12 protein-coding genes and 2 pseudogenes are annotated in these 15,828 nt (G+C 62.3%); 10 read left to right on the top strand and 4 right to left on the bottom strand.

What is annotated here, in order from left to right:
- Window positions 1-15: 15 nt before the first annotated feature.
- Window positions 16-660, bottom strand: a complete 645-nt coding sequence (locus Q8M73_04715) for a cysteine hydrolase family protein (protein ID MDP2287849.1) — start codon at window positions 658-660, stop codon at window positions 16-18.
- Window positions 657-1,844, bottom strand: a complete 1,188-nt coding sequence (locus Q8M73_04720; GenBank protein ID MDP2287850.1) for a BMP family ABC transporter substrate-binding protein — start codon at window positions 1,842-1,844, stop codon at window positions 657-659. The genes Q8M73_04715 and Q8M73_04720 overlap by 4 nt, the downstream gene beginning before the upstream one ends.
- Window positions 1,845-2,076: 232 nt before the next feature.
- Between Q8M73_04720 and Q8M73_04725 the strand changes: the two genes are divergently transcribed.
- From Q8M73_04725 to Q8M73_04760, 8 genes and pseudogenes are all read left to right on the top strand, one after another.
- Window positions 2,077-3,591 carry an ABC transporter ATP-binding protein gene (locus tag Q8M73_04725; protein ID MDP2287851.1) on the top strand — a complete coding sequence of 505 codons (1,515 nt, stop codon included), beginning with the start codon at window positions 2,077-2,079 and terminating at the stop codon, window positions 3,589-3,591.
- Complete coding sequence (locus tag Q8M73_04730) at window positions 3,588-4,694, top strand: ABC transporter permease (protein MDP2287852.1); 1,107 nt, start codon at window positions 3,588-3,590, stop codon at window positions 4,692-4,694. The genes Q8M73_04725 and Q8M73_04730 overlap by 4 nt, the downstream gene beginning before the upstream one ends.
- Entirely contained in the window at window positions 4,691-5,602 is a 912-nt protein-coding gene (locus tag Q8M73_04735) for an ABC transporter permease (protein MDP2287853.1), read from the top strand. Before Q8M73_04730 ends, Q8M73_04735 begins: the two co-directional genes overlap by 4 nt.
- A 12-nt stretch (window positions 5,603-5,614) precedes the next feature.
- Window positions 5,615-6,418, top strand: a complete 804-nt coding sequence (locus Q8M73_04740; GenBank protein ID MDP2287854.1) for a DUF2877 domain-containing protein — start codon at window positions 5,615-5,617, stop codon at window positions 6,416-6,418.
- Complete coding sequence (gene fdrA, locus Q8M73_04745) at window positions 6,415-7,890, top strand: acyl-CoA synthetase FdrA (GenBank protein MDP2287855.1); 1,476 nt, start codon at window positions 6,415-6,417, stop codon at window positions 7,888-7,890. The genes Q8M73_04740 and fdrA overlap by 4 nt, the downstream gene beginning before the upstream one ends.
- Entirely contained in the window at window positions 7,890-9,269 is a 1,380-nt protein-coding gene (locus Q8M73_04750) for a DUF1116 domain-containing protein (protein ID MDP2287856.1), read from the top strand. Before fdrA ends, Q8M73_04750 begins: the two co-directional genes overlap by 1 nt.
- Window positions 9,266-10,240 carry a carbamate kinase gene (locus tag Q8M73_04755; protein ID MDP2287857.1) on the top strand — a complete coding sequence of 325 codons (975 nt, stop codon included), beginning with the start codon at window positions 9,266-9,268 and terminating at the stop codon, window positions 10,238-10,240. The genes Q8M73_04750 and Q8M73_04755 overlap by 4 nt, the downstream gene beginning before the upstream one ends.
- A gap of 160 nt (window positions 10,241-10,400) precedes the next feature.
- Window positions 10,401-10,564: pseudogene (locus Q8M73_04760) on the top strand (IS1380 family transposase).
- A 39-nt stretch (window positions 10,565-10,603) separates the two neighbouring features.
- On the opposite strand, the gene Q8M73_04765 reads toward Q8M73_04760, so the two are convergent.
- Window positions 10,604-11,860, bottom strand: coding sequence for a serine hydrolase (locus tag Q8M73_04765; protein MDP2287858.1), 1,257 nt, complete (start codon window positions 11,858-11,860; stop codon window positions 10,604-10,606).
- A 137-nt stretch (window positions 11,861-11,997) separates the two neighbouring features.
- Here Q8M73_04765 and Q8M73_04770 point away from each other — a divergent pair.
- A pseudogene (locus tag Q8M73_04770) lies at window positions 11,998-12,619 on the top strand (hypothetical protein).
- A 346-nt stretch (window positions 12,620-12,965) separates the two neighbouring features.
- Complete coding sequence (locus Q8M73_04775) at window positions 12,966-14,582, top strand: Na/Pi symporter (GenBank protein MDP2287859.1); 1,617 nt, start codon at window positions 12,966-12,968, stop codon at window positions 14,580-14,582.
- 538 nt (window positions 14,583-15,120) lie between these two features.
- Here Q8M73_04775 and Q8M73_04780 read toward each other — a convergent pair.
- Window positions 15,121-15,288 carry a hypothetical protein gene (locus tag Q8M73_04780; protein MDP2287860.1) on the bottom strand — a complete coding sequence of 56 codons (168 nt, stop codon included), beginning with the start codon at window positions 15,286-15,288 and terminating at the stop codon, window positions 15,121-15,123.
- Window positions 15,289-15,828 lie beyond the last annotated feature (540 nt).

Below are 15,828 nucleotides of genomic sequence, written 5' to 3' on the forward strand. Positions count from 1 at the left end.
GAAGTAGTGAATGGCTCAGAGTTCAAGTGCGGCGAGCACGGCAGCGGTGGTGCCGATCGCGCCGAAGATTCCACCGGACATCTCGACCATGGACAGTGTGTTGCGCTTCAAGTCGGGGTCGAGTGCGGCAGTTGCGTCCTGGACAAGCAGGCATTCGTAGCCCATGTCGTTGGCCGCACGCATAGTCGAATGCACGGCGGTCTCAAGTGGCACACCCACCAGCAGGAGGTGAGTCAGGTGCGATGAGCGAAGCAGGGAATCCAGCTGACTTCCGAAGAAGGCATCGATGCCGACTGCGCTCAACTTCGTTGCAGGAAAGGGCAGTTCTGTGGGAGGCGACCAGGCGCCTCCCACAGAACTGTCAGTGTCAGTCGCTCCAAGCCCTGCTCGCAAGACAGGACTCGCAGTTGTCACATGCAGCACCGTGGCACCGAAGGCAATCACTGCTTGAGCGAGAGTGGTGATGCTGGCCATAGCCGCATCGCCCGCAGCGGGGGTGATTCCAGGCGCTGCTCCATCGGGCACGATGACGATCAGGGCCAGAGTTGCCGGCTGAATCCTTGCGTCATATGGCCAGGGATACGGAGTCGAACCGGCCACCCAGACATCTGGTTGCTGCTCGAGCCGCTCGACGGAAGCAGGCCTGGAATCAGTGGTCACTGCGCGATCTTCCCCTTGACTCCCTCGACGAACCAGTTCATGCCTTCAATCTCAGGATCGCCGTACTGCAGTGCTGTGCCTGCGGGAACCACGATCTTGCCGGACTGATCCTTGATCGGACCGGTGAACACCGAGGCGCCCGGAGTTGAGATTGATTCCAGTGCTGCGGAGATCGTCGACTTGGTGTCATCGGTGACAGTCGCTCCGTATGGTGACTGCACGAACGGATTCTCGCCGGCCTGAAGACCAACGCGGAAGTTCGAGTTGTACGGGCTGCCAGTGAACTTGCCTTCAACGGCGGTCTTGACGATGTCGTTGTAAAGCGGACCCCAGTTCCACTGAGAACCAGTCAGCCAGCCCTTGGGTGCAAGGGATGAGGCATCAGAGTGGTAGCCAACAGTCATCGCGCCGGCTGCTTCAGTCGCCTTGATGATGGTGTCGGTGCAATCCTGGTGCTGACTGATCACGTCCACGCCCTCTTTGAGCAGGCTGTCAACTGCAGCCTTCTGCTTCTGCGGATCACACCAGCTGGAGGTGCTGATCGTTGAAGTGGTGGCCTTCGGATTCACCGATTGGGCACCCAGTTCAAAAGCGTTGATGTTGTTGATCGTCTGCGGGATTGGGAAGGCGTAGATGTAGCCCAGCTTGTTGGACTTGGTCGCCTTGCCCGCGGCAATGCCAGCGAGGTAGACCGGCTCGTACACCGTGCCGAAGTAGGTACCGATGTTCGGCCCGATGTCCTTCGGGTCGGCGATGTAGTTGCCTTGCTGCACCACAGCAACATCGGGATTCTCAGCAGCGATCTTCTGCGCTGCCTGGAGGTGTCCGTAGCTGGTTGCAAAGAGGATCTTGGCGCCCCGGCTGATCATGCCCTGCATGACGCGGTAGGCATTGTCGTCCTCAGGGACGTTCTCCTGAGTCAGCACCGTCATGTCCGGGAAGGCCGCTGCGACCTCTTGGCTGCCTTCGTAGGCCGCCTGGTTGTAGCCGAAGTCTGTCTTTGGTCCGACGAAGATGAAGCCGACAGCGTCGCCTCCCGTTCCCGGGCCGCTGCCTGCTGCGGCAACGGAGGCCGCCTCGGTCGGCGTTGTGCTCTCTGTACTCGCTGTGTCTGCAGTACTACTGCATCCTGCGAAAATCAGCGCTGCCGCTATAGCAGCACCGACAATGGGGATCTTGCGCATATGGCACCTTTCAGTGGTCAGACACATGGCATGTCTGCGAGTTGAGTGAACGCAAAGCCGCTCGACCGCGAATCTAGAGATGCGGTGTTTCACATGCTGGCTGGAATTGTTAAGTGTTGATTTCCGTGGCACTCAAGAAATGCGACATTCGCGTTGATAGCGCGGCAGAAATGAAATGCATCGGAAACCGTGAAGCACGCAGCGGAAATATTTCCTCACTACTTTCCTGCTCGTGACCGACACACTGATCGCCGGAACCCCGCTTCTCGATGTCATCGGATGCACCAAACGCTTCGGGGACCTCGTGGCCAATGACTCTGTGAACTTCTCCGTGAAGACCGGGGAGATACATGCGCTCATCGGTGAGAACGGCGCGGGAAAGTCAACGCTGCTCAAGATGATCTTCGGGCTCTATCACCCTGACGAAGGTCAGATGATGTTCCACGACCGTGAAGTAGTCATCTCGACTCCGCTTGTAGCGCGGGCGCTCGGCATCGGCATGGTCTTTCAGGATCTCCGGCTGGTTCCCGCTCTGACGGTGGCTGAGAACATCGCCCTTGCCTTACGCGTGAAGCGCTTGAACATGAAGGCGATTCGCGAGCAGATCGTCACGGCCAGCGAGCAATTTGGACTCTCCGTGCACCCGGATGCATTGGTGCGACACCTGTCCATCGGTGAACGCCAAAGGGTTGAGATCTTGAAGGTGCTGGTCACAGGAGCCCGCTTGGTCATTCTTGACGAGCCGACGAGCGTCCTTGCCCCTCAGGAGGTAGAGGGACTCTTCGCAGTTCTGCGCACCCTGAAGGACGAGGGATATGGCGTTGTCATCGTCACCCACAAGTTGCCAGAGGTCCGCGCCATTGCCGATCGGGTGACGGTGCTGCGAGGCGGCAAGGTGATTCTCGATGGCGAGGATCCCAAGCAATACGACGATGGTGCCCTCATCGTCGCGATGGTCGGTTCCTCAGTATCTGCAATCCGGCGCACGGAGCACCATGCAGCGGGCACGGTCGTGCTTGAGGTGAGTGACATCAGTGCTGATGGCGATCAAGGAGTGCCCGCGGTCAAGCACGCGACGCTGACCGTCGAGGCCGGTGAAATCGTTGGTATTGCTGGCGTTGCGGGCAGTGGGCAACGAGAATTGTGTGAGGTGATTTTGGGATTGCGTCACTCCACGAATGGCAAGGTGACGATCTCGGGTGAAGTGATTGGAGCCAGTCCATCGGGCGCGCGCAAGGCTGGCGCTGTAGGGGTGCCAGAGGACCCAGTGGCAGACAGCGTTGTCGGCGATATGACCGTGTTGGAGCACATGGCCTTGCGAGGGGTAGCGATACCCAGTGGTCTCACCGGGATCAACTGGGCAGCCATCAAGAAGTGGACGACCGATGCAAATGCGCGAGTGCAGCTGCGCATGGCTGCAGTCGAGCGACGTGTGGCGACCTTGTCGGGCGGAAATATTCAGCGTGTGATTCTGACGCGAGTCCTTGCTGATGACTCAGCTCTGATAGTTGCGGAGTACCCCTCGCGCGGACTGGATGTCATCAACACCCAAAGAACCCAGCAGATGCTCATTGAACGAGCCTCCCAGGGCGCCGGAGTCCTTGTCGTCTCCGAGGATCTCGACGAACTGATGTCAATTTCTGATCGCATCGCGGTCATGCATGAAGGGATGATCATGGGTGTTGTCGATGCAGCCCACACTGATCGATTCGCACTCGGCCAGCTGATGGTGGGTGGTCACGCATGACCACCACGATCACCCCACCTGATCTCTCGCCCAATTCCGATGATGGCAAGTCTGCATTCGGGCCACGTGCAGAGATGCTTGCCCGCTTGACCGGTCGATGGGTCGGTGCGATCCTCATTGCACTCATCATCTTCAGCTTCCTGATCATGACTCGTGGAGCAAACCCACTCAACGTCTTCTCTGAGGCATGGGCGAACACAATTCAATCGCCTTTCGCCATGCAACAAGCGCTGGTCAAGGCTGCGCCACTCATTCTTGCTGCTCTTGCCGTGGCCATCCCCGCTCGGGCGGGATTGGTCAACGTGGGCGGTGAGGGACAACTGATCATTGGTGCAGTGGCGGCCGCGGGGGTCTTCCAGTTCACCGAGGGTCGCGTCGCTGGTCCAGTCCTGATCATCTTGATGGTGATCGCTGGCATGGTGGCCGGCGCATTGTGGTCTGGGCTGGCGGCATTCCTGCGCGTCACTGCCGAAGTCAATGAGGCAGTGAGCACCCTGCTCTTGAACTTCATCGCGCTGGATCTCCTGCTGTTCCTGATCTACCAACCGTGGAAGGACCCCAACGGCACGGGGCAGCCCGCGAGCCCGCCTCTGCAGGACGATGCGCACCTGCCGTTGATCGGCGACACGACGGTCACCATCGGCATCATCATTGCGGTGACCTGCGCCATCTTGGCGTGGGCATTGCTGAAGTTCACGCGCTGGGGATTCAAGCTGGCCGTCGCCGGTGGAAACCCAGAGGCTGCTCGTCGAGCAGGCCTTCCCGTGAACCGACTCCTGATGTCATCAATGCTGCTCGGCGGTTCCTTGGCAGGGCTCGGCGGCATGATCTATTACGCCGGCACTGAGTATCAGTTGCGCCCAGGTCTGCTGGCAACCATTGGCTACGCAGCATTCCTGGCGAGTTGGCTGGTGCGACATCGGCCGCTGCTGGTGATCGTGTCGTCAGTGATTCTTGCCATCTTGATCGTGTCGGGCGACAGTCTGCAGATCGACTCGGATCTGCCCGCAGCATCCATCAACATCCTGACTGGTCTTCTGCTGATTGCAGTGCTCGGGTGGACCGCAAGTCCATGGTTCAAGAAGAAGGGTTCGGAATCATGATCTTTGTGGACGTCCTGAGCGGCGGAGTCAGTGGTGGAACATCCATCATGTATGCGGCACTTGGTGAAACTGTGAGCGAACGCGCGGGCGTCATCAACCTCGGCACTGAAGGCTGCATGCTCATGGGTGCCTTTGCCGGCTTCGCCGTGACCTCGATGACGGGCAGCCCTTGGCTGGGCATCCTGGCGGCCGCAGCTGCCGGAGGTGCGCTCGCACTGATTCATGCAATTCTCGTGGTGAGTCGCAAGGCCAATCAGTTTGCCAGCGGTCTTTCCCTGCTCTTCTTGGCCCTTGGCCTGACTGCCCTGTACGGCTCGGGCTATGTCGGCCAGAAGATCAACGCATTTGACCCGATTGCGATCCCCGGGCTCTCATCCATTCCCATCATCGGGCCGATCTTCTTCGATCAGAACATCCTGACGTACATCTCCTATTTCGTTGCCCCGCTGATGTGGTTTGTCATCTTCCGAACACGGATCGGTCTGATGCTGCGCACTGCTGGTGAGCGCTCTGAAGTGCTCACCGTCAATGGTTACAGCATCGTCAAGGTGCGCTACATCGCTGTCGTGACAGGTGGCATCTTTGCCGGCGTCGGTGGTGCCTATCTCTCCATTGCCTATTCGCAGTCGTGGTTTGAGAACATGATCATCGGTCGCGGCTTCATCGCGGTCGCCCTTGTTGTCTTTGCTGCGTGGGATCCACTGAAAGTCATTGGTGGTGCATACCTGTTTGGCTCGGCACTTGCGCTCAGCCCAGTGCTACAGGCCAATGGCTACGAGATCAATCAATTTGCACTCGACATGCTGCCGTTCGTTCTAACACTGCTGCTGCTGGTATTCCTTGGGAAACGCGCGGTCAACTCCTCGCCAGCTGAATTGCGCAAAGTCTTTGACAACGCGAATGCGTGAGAGCGACTGGGCATGAGTGTGCGCATTGACGCGGCATCGCCGCTGCTGTCCAGCTATGAGAGTGACTTCCAAGTTGCGCACTCCGGTCGCAACACCGTGGTGCTTCGACCCTATGAGTCATATGAAGACGATGTTGTTGTCACCACGGGCGAAGTCGGCTTGATGCCTGGCGGCATTCATTACTCGCGCGATGTCTTCGAGCAATGGCGCGCTCGGATTGACGGATCTCGCGTGACCTTCCGTTGTGACAGTCGCGCGATGGAGATCATCGAACTCGTGAATCTGCGTCTGGGAAGAGCCCGCACTGATCAGGATTCCCTTCTGCTCGCTGTGCATCTGCTCGATCGCTCTCGTCCACGTGAGCTCGGTGTCACGACTGTTGAGGGCGCGAAATCGGTAGCCAACCAAGCATGTGATCAGATGACCGCCGATCTGGCTGAATCCGTGCACGAGCTTGTCGGCAGCGGAGAAGGCAGCACCCCTGCAGGTGATGATCTGCTGGTCGGCGTCTGCGCAGCCTTGCGCAGCAGTGGCCTGGTTGCTGAGGCAACCCTGATCGCCGCGATGGCCTGTGACATTGCGCATCGCACGACGCGCGCCTCCCGGCTGTACTTGCGTGCGGCCGAAGAGGGCCGCTTCGCTGAGCGCGTGCACCTGCTGGCCGGATCCTTCGCACATCAATCCGATGCCACCAAGATCATGAAATCGATTCAAGGCTGGGGCGCCAGTTCGGGATTGGACCTGGCCACCGGAATGCTCGGCGGCCTGATTGTCGCGGGAGAGCGTTCGGCGTCATTGATCGCGAGCTCCACGTGAGTGTCGCCGGAGAGTCAGTGCTGAAGAGTGTGGTCTTCCCGAGTCTGTATCGCGATTCGGTGACCTTGATGATGATTGCCTCCAAACTGCAAGGCATTGCAGGCGTTGAGCGAGCTGGCGTGGTCATGGCAACCCCCGCCAACCTGGAGATTCTGGCGACGGCCGGGATGCTTCCAGATGCGCTTGCGGCTTCACCGGATGATCTCGTCATTGTGGTGCGGTGCGATGACGATGCCGCAGCCCAAGCAGCGATAGCTGCCGCAACTGATCAGGTGGCGGGTGTTGGTCAAGGCGAGAATGGCTCTGCCGAGCGCGCGCGCCCAGGAACACTCCTGGAAGGGGTGCAGGCAATTTCCGGGGCAAACATGGTGTCGGTTTCCACGCCGGGTGCCCATGCGCCATTGCTCGTGAAGCAAGGGCTGCAGGCAGGGCTGCACGTCTTCTGCTTCTCAGACAACGTTTCTGTCACAGATGAAGTCGAACTGAAGGCACTTGCGGTGAGCAAGGGCTTGCTGCTGATGGGCCCCGATTGCGGTACCGCACTCATCGACGGAGTTCCGCTGGGCTTTGTGAACGCGGTGTCTCGCGGGCCGGTGGGCATCGTGTCGGCATCAGGCACTGGAGCGCAGGAGGTGATGTGCCAACTCGATGCCCAAGGAGTGGGCGTTTCGCAGGTGATCGGCGTCGGCGGTCGCGATCTGAGTGCCGAAGTCGGTGCGAGCATGACCAACCTTGCGCTGGATCTGCTGAGTGCTGATGGTGAAACCAGCTGCATCATCCTGATCGGCAAGCCGCCGGCACCCGAGGTCGCTGAAGCGCTTCTGGCAAGGCTGGCAAAGTCAGCAAAGCCAGTTGTCGTGTGTCTGATTGGCAATTCACAAGTCGGCACCAACGGACCCGTCACCACGACCGCGACTCTCGCGGCTGCCGCAACTGCAGCGGCCACGCTGGTCGGCGCGCCCGCACTCGATGACTCCCCACTTGCGGTGCTTCCTGAATCAGGTGTGCACGGTGGGGGAGTTCTTGGGCTGTACACCGGGGGCACCTTGGCCAGCGAAGCCAAATATCTCCTTCGCGAGAACGGGATCACGGCCGAGATCCTGGATCTCGGTGATGACGAGTACACCATTGGGCGTCCGCATCCGATGATCGATCCGAGCGTGCGCTCGGCGCGCGTTGCGGAAGCTGGTGCTGATCCGTCGATTGGCATCATCCTGGTCGATCTCGTCCTCGGCTTCGGTTCGTCCATGGATCCCGCAACGCCATTGGCGCAAGCCGCAGTCGCAGCGCAAGCCGCAGCGAAGGCCGATGGTCGGGTGGTGCATATCGTGGCGAGCATCTGCGGAACCAGTCGCGATCCGCAATCCATCACAACTCAACGCGCACTCCTGTTGGACGCCGGCATCATCGTCGCTGAGAGCAATGCCGCTGCAGTGCGCACGGCAGTTGCGCTTCGAATTGTGGGTGCCTGATGTTCGGTGGACTACGCGTAGTTGCGGCTGGAGCCTCGCTCATCACCGCTTCGATCCCGGAAGCCGATGTTGTGCAATTGGATTGGCGACCACCGGCGTGGGGCGACGCCGAAGGCGCCAGACAACTGGCAATCCTCACGGAGGATTCCGTTGATGAGGCCAATCAACGCGCCATCGCATTGATTCACGCGGTGCGCCCGCACTTGGAATCGGTCCAACTTGCCGCAGATGTCATCCCGGGCATGCAGGGGCGAATTCTTCTGCACTCCGGACCGCCGATTGCCTGGTCGGACATGTGCGGACCGATGCAGGGCGCGCTCATCGGAGCCACGCTGTATGAACAGTGGGCAGCAGATGAGGCCTCGGCTCGTGCCTTGCTTGGCTCTGGTCAGATCGCACTTGATCCCTGCCATCACCACTCAACCGTTGGTCCAATGGCTGGGGTCGTCTCGCCATCGATGCCGGTGTTCGTCGTTGTTGATGGTGATCGTTCGGCCTTTGCCACCTTGAATGAAGGCCTGGGCAAGGTCCTGCGCTTTGGAGCGTTCGATGCCGAGGTGCTGACGCGACTGCATTGGCTAGGCGCGGTCATGGCACCGGCGATCAACGAGGCCCTGGCGGTCACAGGTCCCATCGACATCACCACGCTCATTGCGCAAGCACTGTCGATGGGCGATGAAGGCCACAATCGCAACCTGGCATCCACCTCGCTGCTGGCTCGTCGGCTGGCTCCCGTGCTGGCGACACAGGTAAATGGAGTGCAGGCCCTGCAGTTCCTTGCCGACAATGACCACTTTGCTCTCAACATCTCCATGGCTGCAGCGAAGTTGTCACTGGACGCCGGCAGCGACGTGCCTGGTTCAACGGTCGTGACCACCATGTGTCGCAATGGAGTGGAGTTCGGCCTGCGAGTGGCCGGTACTGGCGACCGGTGGTTCACCGCGCCGGTCGGGCCGGCCGACGGACTGTTCTTCCCGGGCTACGGACCCGAGCATGCCAATCCTGATCTCGGCGACTCGTCCATCACTGAAACCCTTGGACTGGGTGGCTTCGCGATGGCCGCAGCACCAGCCATTACGCGCTTTGTCGGCGGTACCGCGGCAGATGCCATTGCCACAACTCAGGCAATGCGTCGGATCACTGTCTCTGAGCACCCGGTCTTTCAATTGCCCACGCTTGGTTTCATCGGCACTCCGTCGGGCATTGATGTGCGCAAGGTCGTCGAGACGGGCGTGCTGCCCGTGATCAACACCGGCATTGCTCATTTGAAAGCCGGCGTCGGACAAATCGGAGCAGGCACGGTCACTGCGCCGCCAGAAGTCTTCGTCCAAGCGCTGGCAGCGCTCGCCATGGCACACAGTGCAGCGGTGATCGCATGAGTCGCACCGTGCTGATCGCCATCGGTGGCAATGCCTTGATCAAGGAGGGCGAAGGCGGCTCTCTTGCCATCCAGGCCGAGCGTGCGCATGAGTTCGCCGAGATCATCGCTGATCTCATCGAAGATGGCTGGACACCGATCATCACGCACGGCAATGGGCCGCAGGTTGGATTCATTCTGCGAAGAGGTGAGCTCGCAGCCTCTGACGCCAAAGTAGAGAAGCTGCCTTCGCTGCCCTTGTGGCTCGCCGTTGCTGACTCTCAGGGCGGCATCGGGCACATCATCACTGCGGCATTGAACTCAGTGATGCGTCAACGGCATCTCAGCAATCCGGTTGCTGCACTGCTGACGCACACTGTTGTCGACATCGACGATCCAGCGTTCATCACGCCGACCAAGCCCATCGGCGGCTGGCTTGATGCCGAGATGGCTCGTCGGCACGTGGTCGAAGATGGCTGGGATGTCGACGAGGTCGAAGAGGGCAGCTTCCGAAGAGTCGTGCCGAGCCCTGCGCCACTGGAAGTCCTGGAGTTGGAGGCCATCCGCACCTTGGTGAAGGCCAATGCCGTTGTCGTGGCGGCTGGTGGCGGTGGCATTCCGGTGACGATCTGCGAAGACGAGCTCGTGCCAGTTGATGCCGTCATCGACAAGGATCGCGTCTCTGCCCTGTTGGCAGCCAAGCTTCGGGCCAATGTGCTGGTGATGGTGACCGGCGTTGATCGAGTCTTCGTGGACTTCCACGGACCAAATGAGCAGGCCCTTGATGTCATCACTGTTGAGCAAGCCGCGACCTTTGCGGCGCAGGGACATTTCCCGGCGGGGTCGATGGGTCCCAAAATGGAGTCGGCCATCAGTTTCGTCAATGGCTGCGGCTCAGATGCCGTCATCACTTCACTTGAATTCGTCCGCGAGTCATTGCGCGGCCTGGCCGGCACCCGAATCGTTGCAGTGCTTGAGGGCTTGGAGCCTTAGCCCAGCCATTTCGTGTGGTTGGTGGGTGACACGGGCGTGAAATGACGACAGGCACTTCCGAAGTGATCGCTACCTGCTCGCATCCGAAGGTCAAGTATCGCTCGTCCGCGGCGGGGTCGAGGCGTTGACCACGGATCTGGCCGGCTTCACGAGGCGGGGCGCGGTCCACCACCCGGGCAAGGCGATCGCGGACCTGGCGGTGATGCTCGTTGGGGGAGGCAGTGCCCGGCGGACTTGGTGATGCTGCGGGCCCGCCCACACCTGTTCGGGCCGTTCGCGTCCGATCCCACGATCTCGCGGATCATCGACGACCTCGCCGGCGACTTCGCGCTCGCAGGAATGCCACTTCATCGGCGATCAGCGTCACCTGCCCGCGGCGGCCGCCGCCTGGGAGATCGTGCTGACGCGGGATCCGGTCGGATCGCACGAGAATGCATCGAGCAGGCTGGCAGTCGTCATGACCGACACGATGACCCCTGAGGTGGGATAGGCCGCGCTCACCTGACCGCAGTCGCCGATGAAGCTGAACGCGTCCGACGGGGCGCCGGGATAGTAGGAGGCGGTGCCCGGCGTGTTCAGGTTGAACAGGAAGCCGTAGGCGCGGTTGAGGTCCGAACTGGGGCTGCGCGCCTGATTGACGTAGTCGGCCGCGATGACCTGCCGGCCGTCCCACGTGCCGCCCTGCATGTAGAGCTGCGACAGCCGGGCGAGATCGCGGCAGCTGGTGGTGTAGTTGAAGGCCATGTTGGCTGCATTGGAGCCGTCCTGAACCAGGGTGGTGCCGGACATGCCCACCGGTCCCAGCAGGCTCTGCTGTGCAAAGGCGATGACGGACTGGCCGGTCGCCACGGTGAGCACCCGCGCCAGGGTCTGCACGGCGCTGTCGCTGAACTGGAACGCCGTCCCGGGCGGCGCTGACTGGCCGACCCTGATCGAGTAGCCCGTCGCGTCGGCGGACAGCACCATGTTCTGCGCGTCGGCGAAACTGGTGGTGCGGCCCGACGTCATGCTCAGCAGCTGGCGGATCGTCACGCCCTCGCTCGGGGTGCCCCTCCACTCCGTGATGAAGTCCGAGGCTCTCTGGTCGAGGGTGAGACGGCCCTGCGACTGCGCGATGCCGATCAGGGTGCCGGTGACTGCCTTCATCGTCGAGAAGCCCGTGGTCTGCGTCGCCGGCGTGCGTCCGTCCCAGTACCACTCGCCGACGACCTCGCCGTCCTCGCGCACCACCATGCACGTCGCCCCGGCGGCACGGACGGCCGCTGCCGTCGATTCGTAGGCGGGGTTGGGTGGCGCGATTGGATCGGTGGGGGTCGTTCTGGACGGCGTGGTGGACGCCTTGCGGGGGCAGATGACGCCGTCCCCGTCGCGGTCCAGGCGCACGCGATTGGCTCGGTAGACGGGCGCCGAGACCCTCGGGGCCTGGAAGCCGTCCGCGACCGCAGCAGCCCTGGACTTCGCGTCCCGGGCGATGCCTGCAGGGTAGATCTTCCACAACGTCGCGCAGGACGGGTCCGCGCGGGCGCCGGGAGTCTTCGTCGGATGGGCGACTGCCGGTGGTACCGCGAGCGCTGCTAGGCCGACGGTCGAGGCGAGAAGGACAGTGAATGGCCTGCGCATCACGACCTCCGTGACAACGTTGTTGATTCGACGTTACGCCGGCGACGGCCACGATGCAAGGCCGAGCGTGCCCCCGACTTGATCTGCTTGGAGCCGTGCGTCGCGGCAGGCGCTGTGCCGTGGGCTAGCGTCCCCACGTGGACGAATCGAGCAGGCTTAATCGCCTGTTCTGGGACGAGCGGGCGCCGATCCACGCGGCGTCCCCCGACTACGGCCTTGACCGGTTCATCGCCGATCCGTCCTACATTGGCGATGTCGCGTTCGCGTCCGACCTGCTCGTATCCGGCCAGTTCGACCTCGTCTACACCGGCATCGGGGCGCTCTGCTGGCTGCCCGACATCCAGCGCTGGGCCCACACTGTCGCGGACCACCTGCTGTCCGGAGGGCGCCTGTTCGTCAGCGAGGGTCACTCGATGATGTGGGCATTGGACGAAGGCCTGTCCGATGGCAGTCTGGTGGTCCGCTACCCGTACTTCCAGACCCGTGACCCCATCGAGGATGACGAGCCGGGGACGTATGTGCAGACCGACGCCGACTCGAGCACTCGGCCAGTCACTCATGGAATCACGGCATCGGCGAGGTCATCAGTGCCGTGCTCGATGCGGGTCTGGAGTTGACCGGACTCGTCGAGCATCGCAGCCTGCCGTGGAACGCGCTGGCCGAGGGGCGATGGCCTGCGACTCCCGCGGCGAGTGGCACCTGCGCGAGGGGCCCGATCGGCTGCCGCTCAGCTACACGATGCAGGCCGCCAAGGCCTGACGCCTAAGCACTACGCGTCAGGCACCGGCCGGGCGAGCGCGCATGGCAGCAGCGAGTGCGTCACGATCTTGGACGCGGCCCTCGGCGAGATCCGTCTCGGGATCGGTGGGCTAACGAATGAGGGCCCCGTCAGCGAGAACGGCAATGGTCGCCTAGAGGCGCTCCAGGTCGTCGAGAGCCATGATCATCGCCGAAGGCTGTCCGCGACAGTCACCATCGCCCACTTGCCAACGACCCTCGGTCGCGCATCTGATTCCCCTCTGCGCGACCCGGTTGCTGACGCCAGAGTCACTACACTCATGAGCATTCGGTCGATCCATTCCCATGAGGAGGTGGCTGGCACCTATTGGACACTTCCCTTGATTGGTTCGCCCTGGCCACTGGCCTGGCTGGTGGACTTGCGCTGTTCCTCATCGGTATGGACCAGATGACGGATGCGCTCAAGGCGCTCGCCGGCCACCGGCTGCAGCGGATCCTGTCCGCCGTGTCTGGCAATCGCGTGAGCGGGGCGGCTACCGGGGCTGTCACGACGGCTGCCCTCCAGTCATCCTCAGTCACGACCGTGCTAACGGTCAGCTTCGTTTCGGCGCGGATGCTCGGCCTCACGCAGGCGGCGGCGGTGATCATCGGTGCCAATCTCGGGACAACGGTTACCGCGCAGGTCATCGCGCTGGATGCCGCCGGTTTCAGCCTCGCGCTAGTCGCGGCCGGGGGCGTGATGTGGCTGTTCGTGCCGAGGCGACCGTGGCAGCAGGCGGGGCGCGCCATTGCCTCCTTGGGCATCCTCTTTCTCGGCTTGCAGGTGATGAGCGATGCGATGCAGCCACTCGCTACCTACCCGCCGGTCCTCGGGCTGCTGTCGGGAGCCACCAGCCCGCTCGTTGCCGTGGTCCTCGGGGCAGCTGTCACCGCCCTCGTGCAGTCGTCTAGCGCCACGACGGGCATTGTGGTTGCGCTTGCTGCCACTGGGCTCATCGACCTGCCGACCGGTATCGCCGTCATCCTGGGCGCCAACGTCGGCACTTGCGTAACAGCTCTCATCGCCGCAATCGGCAAGGGGGTCGATGCGTTGCGGACGGCTATGGTGCACGTGCTGGTCAACGTCTTCGGTGCATTAGCGTGGTTGATCGCCCTGCCGGTATTGGTCGACCTCGTGCAGGCCATCTCCCCGGACGAGGTCGCCTCGCCGCGCCAGCTGGCCAATGCGCACACGATCTTCAATGCTGTCAACACGGTAGTCTTCCTCGCCCTGCTCACCCCAATGGTCGCTCTGGTTCGGCGCATCGTCCGCGCGCGGTCCAGGACGACGGAAGGCGATGACGCACGGACTGGTCTGCACGGGTACACCACGGCAACCGCGGCCGTTGGGCTGGACACCGTCGCCGAGGAGGTCCGCCATCTGGCGGCCCAGGTGGGCGACTTCTTGGATACCGACTTCCCTGCTGTCGCAGCCAGACCCGTCGCTGGAATGCCAAGCGATGAGTCCATCGAGGAGCGCAAGTCGGCGATCCGCTATCGGCACAGGGCCATCGTTACCTTCCTGGCCGAGCTGTCTCACAGCAGCCTTGACGAAGCCCAGAGCCGGCAACTCCTGGGTCTGCTGAGCCAGGCGGACGAACTTGCTCATGACGCTGACATTCTCGGCTCGGCCTTCCGGCGAGTCGCCCGCAGAAGGCGTAGAGCCGGGACGTCGCTCAGCGAGGAATCGGCCGGGGCGCTGGTTGCACTGCAACACCTTGTGCGCGGCGAACTCGAGCGCGCCATGAATGGCGCGACGCTGCCTGCGCTTGGGGAAGAGGTGGAGGCACAGCTCGAGTCCTTGGCGACCGCGCGCCTGTTGAACGTCGGAGCGGGCATCGACGTCGATCGTCACGTCGTTGAGTCGGATCTCGCCGATCTGCTTGGACGGTTGGCACTGAGCGCGGCTCGGCTAAGTGAGATGCGCGCGTCAGCCAGCCGATAGGAGAACGGCCGACTGGAGCCTGGCCGGGTGTCAGCCTGTCGTCCTATACGGCTCTAGGGGCCCGCTACCAGGTCAGTGGAGACGAGCCGAGTGGTTGCGGGCCTCGGTCGAATCTGCTTCGTACTTCGGTCATCTGTATCAGTGACGGCAGGTAGGTGATCTCACCGAAGGGACTGTCGATCGTCACGGTGGGCAGGTCGGCCTCGGCGACGAGATCGGCTCACGACTTGGTGCCATTGAGCGCTGCGGCGTCGAGCAGGCCGATGTCCTGTGCCCACATGGCCATGCGCGTCAGGGACACCCGTGCCCGGTAGCTTCCGCCCTCGTCGGCGCGCTTCAGCAGTGCCGAGGTGATTGCCGCTGCGCCGACATAGCCCGCCAGGTAGTCAGCGAAGATTGCCTACAGAGGCATCAGCGAGGCATCGACGGCCCCCTCCACGTCGACGCAGCCGGACACCGCGACCGCGAGCATGTCGAATCCTCGGAAGTTCGCCCAGGGGCCTTCGAAGTCGAAGCAGCGCAGCTCGTGCGTGATGATTCACGGGCTGGCGGCGGCCAGCGTCTTGGGCGACACGCCCTTCTGGTCCAGGTTGAGGTAGGAGCAGGTGACCACGTCGGCGTCCTTAACGAGGGCCAGGAACCTCTGATGGTCGGCCGCGTCGCGTAAGTCGCAATAGGCGGAGCGCTTGCCGATGTCGGTCTCCATGCGCCAGTTCATATGGTCGGGGTCGGCCCCCCGATGACATGCGTCGCGTCGAGTACCCGAACTCCGGATAGCGGCAGACCGTCACCAGTCATGCCTTCCGGCGGCGGGACTGGCGCGCTCTCGCCGATCTTCGTGAGCTCAACGGCCGGCTTCGCGGCCAGGCGCTGGCTAACGGGGTGGCTGCGCCACTACTCCGGGGAACGCACAACACCAACAGCGGCACCCTCAACGCACTTCGCGCGCTCGAGATCCTCCGCGTTCCATTGCATGACTGCCTTCTCGACCGCGAAGCGGGTGGGAGCGCATTTCCGGACACGAAGGGCAGCGTCATGAAGACGCGGGTAGAACAGCTCGCACTTGATGAAGCGGGCCTCGGGTAGAACTCCCCACCCAGTGGATCATCGAACGTGCCGGGCGCTCCGTAGTCCGTGAAACCCAACTGCCGGCCGTTCTGCCTCCTGGCCGGTGATGGTCACTGCCCTGTTTTTTGGTCGTGCGCACTGCGCCCGAGCGCGGACTGGATATCGTCCAAAACACTGT

It is taken from the genome of Actinomycetota bacterium, from assembly GCA_030684515.1.
In the GTDB taxonomy this organism is placed as follows: Bacteria; Actinomycetota; Actinomycetes; order S36-B12; family S36-B12; genus UBA11398.